The organism is Streptomyces sp. NPDC046866, assembly GCF_040704625.1.
Classification (GTDB): Bacteria; Actinomycetota; Actinomycetes; order Streptomycetales; family Streptomycetaceae; genus Streptomyces.
Window position 1 is genome coordinate 1 of record NZ_JBEYXN010000058.1, and the last position, 8,694, is coordinate 8,694.

8 protein-coding genes are annotated in these 8,694 nt (G+C 73.9%); 6 read left to right on the forward strand and 2 right to left on the reverse strand.

Features of this window, described 5'->3' with window-relative positions; translation table 11 throughout:
- The coding region (locus AB0953_RS35165) for a glyoxalase/bleomycin resistance/extradiol dioxygenase family protein (RefSeq protein ID WP_366863674.1) at positions 1-295 on the reverse strand (295 nt) is incomplete at its 3' end.
- 64 nt (positions 296-359) lie between these two features.
- Here AB0953_RS35165 and AB0953_RS35170 point away from each other — a divergent pair.
- The gene (locus AB0953_RS35170; RefSeq protein WP_366863675.1) at positions 360-869 is read left to right on the forward strand and encodes a MarR family transcriptional regulator; all 510 of its coding nucleotides are present in this window, start codon (positions 360-362) and stop codon (positions 867-869) included.
- 203 nt (positions 870-1,072) lie between these two features.
- On the forward strand, positions 1,073-2,764 hold the full coding sequence (locus AB0953_RS35175) for a lytic transglycosylase domain-containing protein (RefSeq protein ID WP_366863676.1): 1,692 nt from the start codon (positions 1,073-1,075) through the stop codon (positions 2,762-2,764).
- A 446-nt stretch (positions 2,765-3,210) separates the two neighbouring features.
- Here the strand turns inward: AB0953_RS35175 and AB0953_RS35180 are convergent, their stop codons facing one another.
- The gene (locus AB0953_RS35180) at positions 3,211-3,414 is read right to left on the reverse strand and encodes a cold-shock protein (RefSeq protein ID WP_019707740.1); all 204 of its coding nucleotides are present in this window, start codon (positions 3,412-3,414) and stop codon (positions 3,211-3,213) included.
- A gap of 237 nt (positions 3,415-3,651) precedes the next feature.
- On the opposite strand from AB0953_RS35180, the gene AB0953_RS35185 reads away from it, so the two are divergent.
- The 4 genes from AB0953_RS35185 to AB0953_RS35200 all read left to right on the forward strand — a co-directional run bounded on the left by AB0953_RS35185 (position 3,652) and on the right by AB0953_RS35200 (position 8,521).
- Positions 3,652-4,503, forward strand: coding sequence for a menaquinone biosynthesis protein (locus AB0953_RS35185; protein WP_366863678.1), 852 nt, complete (start codon positions 3,652-3,654; stop codon positions 4,501-4,503).
- A 304-nt stretch (positions 4,504-4,807) separates the two neighbouring features.
- A complete protein-coding gene (locus AB0953_RS35190; RefSeq protein ID WP_366863679.1) occupies positions 4,808-6,607 on the forward strand; it encodes a serine/threonine-protein kinase in 1,800 nt (599 codons plus the stop codon).
- 74 nt (positions 6,608-6,681) lie between these two features.
- Positions 6,682-7,881 carry a cyclic dehypoxanthinyl futalosine synthase gene (gene mqnC / locus AB0953_RS35195; protein ID WP_366863680.1) on the forward strand — a complete coding sequence of 400 codons (1,200 nt, stop codon included), beginning with the start codon at positions 6,682-6,684 and terminating at the stop codon, positions 7,879-7,881.
- A gap of 16 nt (positions 7,882-7,897) precedes the next feature.
- Positions 7,898-8,521, forward strand: coding sequence for a hypothetical protein (locus tag AB0953_RS35200; protein WP_366863681.1), 624 nt, complete (start codon positions 7,898-7,900; stop codon positions 8,519-8,521).
- Positions 8,522-8,694 lie beyond the last annotated feature (173 nt).

Consider the following 8,694-nt stretch of genomic DNA (forward strand, 5'->3'; position numbering starts at 1 on the left):
CCTGGGGGGGGGGGGTGGGGGCGTCGTGGTGGGGGCCGGGGCTGACGTGGGTGGTGGGGGGGGGGGGGCCGGCCCCGCCCCCCGCCCCCGCCCCCGCCCCGGCCCCCGCCCCCGCCCCCGCCGCGCGGTCGAAGAGGGCCAGTACGCCCTGGCCGTCCACGTCCCAGGAGGCGTACGGGCCTTCTGCGGACCCGCGGGTGCGGGTGGCGCCGAGGAGGGCGGGGAGCACGGCGTCGTAGAAGCGGAAGGTCTCGCCGAAGCGGCCGACCAGCAGCCGGGTGTGCAGGGCGTCCATGGGGCTCCGTTCGGTGCAATTCGTAGGTGGCGACCTATGATTGGTGGCAGCCTACAATGCCGCCATGCCTTCCCCCACCCCCCGACCGGCCGACCCCACCCCCCGACTGGCCGCCCTCAGCCCCTACTTGCTCTCCAAGGTGGGCAAGACGGCCCGCGCCCTCGTCGGTGACCGGCTCGCCGCGCGCGGGCTCCGGCTGTGGGACATGGCCGTGCTCGCCGCGCTCGCCGACGGCGGGCCGCAGGCGCAGCGGCAGCTCGCCGAGGCCCTGGGACTGCATCCGAGTGACGTGGCCAAGGTGCTCGACGGCCTGGCGCGGCTCGGGCACGTGGACCGGGAGCGCGACCCGGCCGACCGGCGGCGGGTGCTGGTGCGCATCAGCGGCCCGGGCCGCGGCCTGCTCGACGAGTTGACCGCCGAGACCGAGGCCGTACGGGACCAGTTGCTGGCCCCGCTCGACGAGGTCGAGCGGGCCACCCTCCACGGGCTCCTGCTGCGCGTGTATGCGGGGACGGCGGCGGGGACGGCGGCAGGGGCGGCGCCGGAGGCGGCAACGAGGCCGACGCCGGGCTGATACCACCCCGTATCATCCCCAATCGGGCCGTCCGTACCGCCCCTTGTGCGTTCGGTCGCCAGACCCGGGTGAAGCCGAGACGAATGGTGTGTCACATCTCCCGGGGTGGCGGTGAGTCGCGTCCGAATACCTGATAGACAGTGGATATTCACGGCTCGACCCGCCGTATGACCTGCCGGCCGCCTTGGGGGGATCGCCGCACTGTGAAGCCGCTTCACCGCCACCTCGTCAACACCTCGCGCAAGGTCCTGTGCACGGCCGCGCTCGCGGCCAGTCTGACGACCGCCGCCGTGGTGACCAACACCTCCACCGCCGACGCGGGCGAGTCGGAGCCGACCCCGGACAGCCCCCAGGCCACCGACCGCGGCGACGCCCGCCTCGACCTGCCGGACAACCTCGCGGACCCCGCCGTCCCGCCGGCCGCCGGTGCCGGCGAGGGGGCCAGCGGCATTCCCGCGACCGCCCTCGACGCGTACAAGCGCGCCCAGACCGCGGTGGCCGCCGCCCTGCCGAACTGCAAGCTGCCGTGGGAGCTGCTCGCCGGCATCGGCCGCGTCGAGTCGGTCCACGCCTCCGGGTACGGGCTCAAGGCCGACGGCTACACCGAGCGCCCCATCCGCGGCCCCCAGCTCAACGGCCAGGGCTTCGCCGAGGTCAAGGACACCGACAAGGGCGAGTGGGACGGCGACGCCGTCTACGACAAGGCCGTCGGCCCGATGCAGTTCATCCCCTCCACCTGGGCCACCTGGGGCGCCGACGGCAACGGCGACTCCAAGCGCGACCCGAACAACATCTACGACGCCGCCCTCGGCGCGGGCCTCTACCTCTGCGCGGGCGACCGGAACCTCTCGGACCCGGCCCAGCTCGACAAGGCGATCCTCAGCTACAACAACTCGCGCGAGTACGTGAACACCGTGCTCGGGTTCATGCGCCAGTACCAGAGCGGCGCCACCCAGGTGCCCAACCCGCCGGTCGGGACCTACCAGCCGCCGACCTCCCCGGTCCTGCCGAACCCGCGCACCACGACGCCGACGCACACGACCCCCGGCCGGGGCACCTCGCCGACGCCCACGCCGGGCAAGACCACGACCCCGACCGACCCGGCCAAGCCGACGCCGAAGCCCGAGCCGGAGAAGCCGAAGCCGACGCCCGCGCGCCTGGCGAAGCTGGAGGCGGTCGGCAGCACCGAGCTCAAGGCCGAGGCCGGAGCGGCGTTCACCGCGGTCCCGCGGATCAAGGCGGTGCTCAGCGACGGCAAGCCGGCGGCGAACCAGTTCATCCTGTTCGCGGTCGAGGACGACACCACCGACGGCACGAACTTCGGCAAGCCGGGCCAGGCCCACCTGGCGGTGCAGACCGACGCCGAGGGCGTGGCCGCCGCGCCCGGCCTGGTTGCGGGCGGGCAGGCGGGCACCTTCACCCTGCGGGCCACCGGGTACGACACCTCCAGCCAGTTCACGGTGACCTTCAAGGGCGTCGTCGCGGCGAAGCCGGCTCCCGCTCCCGCGGACCTGCTGACCCGCACCGATGCGGGTGCGGCGAAGCCGCTGGAGGTCGTCGCGGGCCAGCCCGTCAAGGGCGTCGAGGTGCAGGCCACCGCCGGCGGGAAGGCCGTGGCGGGCACGCGGATCACCGCCGGGGTGGTCGAGAAGAACGAGGCCGGGCAGTGGGTCCCGGTGGATCCGGCGCAGGCGAAGGGTCCTTGGTTCAAGGGGGCCAAGGACGGCGAGAAGGTCTTCAGCGTGGAGCTGGCTCCGTCCGGTGCCGACGGGAAGGTCGTGCTGCCGGAGCTGCAGACCGTGGGGGTGGCACCGGGGACGTACCACCTGCGGCTGATCACCAAGGAGAACGTGGTCCTGGTGCTGGACGTGACGGTCACCGCCGCCGCGGCCTGATGCGTCGGAGCGGTGCCGTCCCGGGGTCGGGGCGGCACCGCTCCGCCGTTTCCCGGGCCGGGACGGGCCGGACCGGGCCCGGGCGGCCGCGCGGGGTGCGGGCGGCCGCGCGGGGTGCGGGTGTGCCGCTGCGCGGAGCCGTACCCCTCCCCGCCCCTTCCCGAAACCGTGGCCTGCGGCCCCGGCCCCCGCTCGCCTCAATCGCCGGCGGGGCTCAAAGATCGGGGTCCGGGGCCGGTCCGCAGGACACGCCCCGCGGCGGAGCCGCATGTCCGGTGCAGGGGGACGGGGCGGGCTGGGGGAACGCTCGGCGTGGTGGGAGCGCGCCCCGGAGTTCCCCCCTCCCCCGGAGGGAAAAGGCAGGAGCCCTGCCCCTCTCCGCGTGGCGGAGAGGGGCAGGGCTCCTTGGGTACTGCTTTCCAACCGCGACGGTTGGCCCGGGTCGATCAGACCGGGGTGACGTTCTCCGCCTGCGGGCCCTTCGGGCCCTGCGTGACGTCGAAGTTCACGGTCTGGTTCTCCTCGAGGGAGCGGAAGCCAGACGCGTTGATCGCGGAGTAGTGGACGAAGACATCCGGGCCGCCGCCGTCCTGGGCGATGAAGCCGAAGCCCTTTTCAGCGTTGAACCACTTCACGGTTCCGGTAGCCATGAGCCCTCCTATGGGCCAAAGGGTCGCCCTGCTCCAGAACCTGCTAAGAAGTCTGAAAACTACAAAAGCCTGCGGGTCACATTCTCCGCAGGCTTCGTACTGCAAGGGAAACCAAACTGCAACTTGCGTTGAGCCTAGCACGCACACGGTGGCCGAGACCAGAGGGAAAGATCACGTCACCCGGACGTTTGAGACCCGCAGGAAGGCTGACGCGGGGGCTGCGGCTAGTCTCGCGATGTGGACCTCTATCGCAGTCGGCCCCGCGTGGGCCACATTCAGTTCCTGAACTGCCTTCCCCTGTACTGGGGCCTGGCCAGAACCGGCACGCTGCTGGACCTGGAGCTGACCAAGGACACGCCCGAGAAGCTGAGCGAGCAGCTGGTGCGGGGTGACCTGGACATCGCGCCGGTGACGCTGGTGGAGTTCCTGCGCAACGCCGACCGGCTGGTGGCCTTCCCGGATCTGGCGGTTGGCTGCGACGGCCCGGTGATGTCCTGCGTGATCGTGTCCCAGGTGCCGCTGGACCGCCTCGACGGCGCCCGGGTGGCCCTCGGCTCGACCTCCCGGACCTCCGTGCGGCTGGCCCAGCTGCTGCTGGCGGAGCAGTACGGGGTGCGGCCCGACTACTTCTCCTGCCCGCCCGACCTGGGCCTGATGATGCAGGAGGCGGACGCGGCCGTGCTGATCGGCGACGCCGCGCTGCGGGCCTCGCTGCACGATGCGCCACGGCTCGGCCTGGAGGTGCACGACCTGGGGCTGATGTGGAAGGAGTGGACCGGGCTGCCGTTCGTCTTCGCCGTCTGGGCCACCCGCAAGGACTACCTGGACCGCGAGCCGGTGGTCGTGCGCCAGGTGCACGAGGCCTTCCTGGAGTCCCGCGACATCTCCCTGGAGGAGGTCGCCAAGGTGGCCGAGCAGGCGGCCCGGTGGGAGGCCTTCGACGCGGCCCTGCTGGAGCGGTACTTCACCACGCTCGACTTCCGCTTCGGGCCGGAACAGCTCGCGGGCGTACGGGAATTCGCGCGCCGCACGGGGTCCGCGGCGGGGTATCCGGCGGATGTCCGCGTGGAGCTGCTGACGGGGTCCTGACCGTTTCGGCCGCCGTTCGGCCGCCGCCCGGCGGATGTTTGCACGATCGATTCGATGATCGGTTTATCGGATCCCGCAGCTGGCCGGTTTGTTTCCCCGGAATTCCGGATCTTTTCGTATTGCGGAGGGGCCGGCCGTAAGGAAAAGGTGAAATCCGGGCCCGCGGCAGGCCCCGGTGCCGATGCCCGGGGGCCGAGCCGGGCGGAACGGCCCCGGCCGCGACCCGACACCCCTAAGGTGCTGGTGGGCGGTCCGATCCGGACCCCGCCCGCCAGGCGAAGGCACCACGGGGGAGGGGGACGCGATGCAGCCGCTCGAGGCCGGCGAACCGCGGACCATCGGCGCGTACCGGCTGCTGGGCCGGCTCGGCTCGGGCGGCATGGGACGGGTGTACCTCGGCCGCAGCGCGGGCGGCCGGACGGTGGCCGTCAAGATCGTGCATCCGCACTTCGCCACCGACGGCGAGTTCCGCGAGCGCTTCCGCCGCGAGGTCGAGGCCGCGCGGCGGGTCGGCGGGGAGTGGACGGCGCCCGTGCTGGACGCCGACCCCGAGGCCCCGGTGCCGTGGGTGGCCACCGGCTACGTCGCCGGACCCTCCCTGGCCGGGGCGGTGGCCGCCCACGGGCCGCTCCCGCACGGCTCGGTACGGGCCGTCGGCGAGGGCCTGGCCCGCGCCCTGGTGGCCGTGCACGGCCTCGGGCTCGTCCACCGCGACGTGAAGCCGTCGAACGTGATGCTGACCGTCGACGGACCCCGCCTGATCGACTTCGGGATCGCCCGGGCCACCGACGGCACCGCCTCCCTCACCTCCACCGGGGTCTCCGTCGGCTCGCCCGGCTACATGTCGCCCGAGCAGATCCTCGGCAAGGGCGTCACCGGCGCCGCCGACGTGTTCTCCCTCGGGGCGGTGCTGGCCTTCGCGGCGACCGGCCGGCCCCCCTTCAGCGGCGACAACTCCGCGACCCTGCTCTACAAGGTCGTCCACGAGGCGCCCGAGCTGGACGAGGTCCCCGCGCAGGACGGGCTGCGCGAGCTGGTAGCGGCCTGCCTGGACAAGTCGGCCGCCGCCCGGCCCGCACCCGAGGAGGTCGCGGCGGCCCTCGAGGGGGCCCTGCTCGCCCCGGGCCGGCTGCCCGCGCCCGTGCTGGAGGAGGCCAGCCGCGCGGCCGTGGCCCTGCTCGACCTGGAGGCCGCCGAGCCCGAGCCCGCCACGGGGCCGGCGCCCTTCGCCACGCCCTCGTACGGGGACCGCGTCCCGGCCGGGGGCATGGGGGCCGGCATGGGGTCCTTCGGCGCGCCCGACCCCGCCTACGGGGACCCGGCCGGGGCCCCGTACGCGGCGCCGGCGGGTCCGTACGGGACGCCGACGCCCCCGCCGGAGCCCGCACCGGGCCAGACGCCCACCCAGACCGGCGGCGGCGGAGCCTCCGTGCCGCAGCCGCGCACCGCGCCCGGCCGCGAGGGCGACGGCGGCGGGCGCAAGGTCTCCGTCACCGCGGCCGGGCGGCGCCTGAGCTGCACGGTGGTGGTCGCGGCGGCGGCCGTGGCGGTCGCCCTGTCCGGCGGGCTGTACGGGCTGGGCCTGCTCCCCGGCGGCGGCAGCGCGAAGGACGGCGGAGCGGCGGCCCGCCCGCCGCACGCCTCCGCCTCGGAGGAGGACTCCCCGTCGCCGTCGGAGTCGGACGCGTCCTCCACGCCGGATCCGAGCGGCAGCGCGAGCGGGAGCACGAGCGGGGGGACCCGGCACGACGTGCCCAAGGAGCTGATCGGCACCTGGAAGGGCACGGTCACCACGGCCCGGCTCGGCGTGTCCACCGAGTTCGAGATCACCATCAAGGCGGGCAAGGTCGGCGAGGTCGTCGGCCGGGACAAGTCGATCCTGCCCGGCCTGGGCACCGACTGCAGCGGCGACTGGAAGCTCGGCGCCGCCACCGACCGCTCCCTCATCCTGGACACCACCGACAACCCCAACCCCGCCCCCGGCATCTGCTCCCACGGCTCCGACGACGAGCGCTTCACCCTCAAGGCGAACGGAAAGCTCCACTACCGCTCGGGCGACGGCGCCGCGGGCAACCCGGAGGGCGACCTGACCCGCATCCCGTGAAATCCCCGCGCGGGCCCTGGCGTAGGCTGGCTCGGTCCGGACCTCTTGACACACCGCCGAAGGGTGACGCACCGGTGACCGACCAGGCCGCTCTCCAGTCTGTCCTCGACCGCGCCGCCGCAGGGGGCCGGATCACCAAGGAGGAGGCGCTCGACCTCTACCGGCACGCCCCGCTGCACGCGCTGGGCCAGGCCGCCGACGCGGTGCGCCGCCGCCGCTACGCCGGCACCGAGCACATCGCGACGTACATCATCGAGCGCAACATCAACTACACCAACGTGTGCGTCACGGCGTGCAAGTTCTGCGCCTTCTACGCGGCCCCGAAGGACACCAGGAAGGGCTGGACCCGCGACCTCGACGACATCCTGCGCCGCTGCGCGGAGACCGTCGAGCTCGGCGGCACGCAGGTGATGTTCCAGGGCGGCCACCACCCGGACTACGGCGTGGAGTACTACGAGGAGCACTTCTCCGCCATCAAGAAGGCCTTCCCGCAGCTGGTCATCCACTCCCTCGGCGCGTCCGAGGTCGAGCACATGGCCCGCATCTCCGGCGTCAGCGCCGAGGAGGCCATCCGCCGCATTCACGCGGCCGGCCTGGACTCCTTCGCGGGCGCCGGCGCCGAGCTGCTGCCGGAGCGGCCGCGCAAGGCGATCGCCCCGCTGAAGGAGTCCGGCGAGCGCTGGCTGGAGATCATGGAGATCGCCCACAACCTGGGCGTGGAGTCCACCTCCACCATGCTGATGGGCACGGGGGAGACCAACGCCGAGCGCATCGAGCACATCGCGATGATCCGCGACGTGCAGGACCGCACGGGCGGCTTCCGCGCGTTCATCCCGTACACGTACCAGCCCGAGAACAACCACCTCAAGGGCCGTACCCAGGCGACGGTCTTCGAGTACCTGCGCATGATCGCGATCGCGCGGCTGTTCCTCGACAACGTCGCCCACATCCAGGGCTCCTGGCTGACCGTCGGCAAGGAGGCCGGGCAGCTCGCCCTGCACTACGGCGCGGACGACCTCGGCTCGATCATGCTCGAGGAGAACGTGGTCTCCTCGGCCGGCGCCAAGCACCGCTCCAACCGCCAGGAGATCATCGACCTGATCCGCAAGGCGGGGCGCGTGCCGGCGCAGCGCGCGACGACGTACGAGCACCTCGTGGTGCACGAGGACCCGGCGAACGACCCGGTCGACGACCGCGTGGTCTCGCACATCTCCTCCACGGCGATCGAGGGCGGCACCGCGCACCCCGAGCTCAAGCTGATCCCGGCGCAGTGACCGGGCTGCTGCTGCCGTGCTGACGCTGCACACCGCGGAGCTGCTTGTGGCCGGGGCCGGGGCGGTGCCCGTACCCGGCGGGGCGGTGCTCGTCCAGGGCGACCGGATCGCCGGCGTCGGACCGTACGAGGAGCTCGCCGCGGGCCGTCCGCAGGCGCGGGTGCGGCGGTGGCCGGGGGTGCTGACGCCGGGGCTGGTGGTGCACGGGGCGCGGGAGCTGCTGGAGGAGACGTACTACCCGGACGAGGCGTACGGGGCTGCCGCCGTCGCCGCCGTCGCCGGGGCGGAGCCGACCGAGGCCGAGCGGGGCGGTAGTGCGCGCCGGGCCACGCAGAAGCTGCTGGCCCGGGGGGTGGTGGCCGTGACGGGCCGGCTCACGGTGCCGGCCGTCCGGACGGCGGTGGCCCGGTCGGGGCTGGTCCTGCTGCCGCCGGCTGCTTCCGCGCCGGTGTCGCCCTCTTTGGACCCGTTCGCGGGTCGGGCGGGCGCCGAGGAAGCCTTCCTCGGGGTTCTGGAGGCGGGGGCTCCCGCCCGGTTCGCGGTCTTCGCCGCCCCGGGGCCGGGCGAGTTGGCGGCGGTGGGCGCGACCGCCTGCGTGGCCACCGTCATCGGCGGCCGCCTCCTCCACCGCCGCCGCTGACCCTGCCGCTGCCGCTGCCGCTGCCGCTGCCGCTGCCGCTGCCGCTGCCGCTGTTCCGCTGCGCGGAGCCTGTCCCCTCCCCGCCCCTTCCCGAAACCGGGGCTGACGCCCCGGACCCCGTTCGCCTCAAACGCCGGCGGGGCTGGAAGACCCGGGCGCTTCGCGCCCGGTGC